1 pseudogene is annotated in these 217 nt (G+C 68.7%); it reads left to right on the top strand.

The features are described 5' to 3' along the window. Positions 1 to 206, top strand: a pseudogene (locus SM757_RS35445) (TRAP transporter small permease); the annotation flags it as partial. Between the last annotated feature and the right edge of the window lie 11 nt (positions 207 to 217).

Below are 217 nucleotides of genomic sequence, written 5' to 3'. Positions count from 1 at the left end.
CCATGGCCTGGCCGCTGGCCGAGATCGCGGCCGACGAGAAGACGCCCATCCTGCAGGTGCCCGGCTCCGTCAGCGTCACCTGCCTGATGCTGGGTTTCACATTGCTGGCCGTCACTGCGCTGACCAAGCTGCCTGAGATCTGGGCCGAGCACGCTCCCGCCCACGACGCGCAGGCCGACGCTGAAGCCCTCGCCCACGGAGCCTGAACATGACCGCA

The organism is Azohydromonas lata, from assembly GCF_034427735.1.
GTDB classification, from domain to species: domain Bacteria; phylum Pseudomonadota; class Gammaproteobacteria; order Burkholderiales; family Burkholderiaceae_C; genus Azohydromonas; species Azohydromonas lata.
This window is presented reverse-complemented; position numbering and strand designations above follow the sequence as displayed.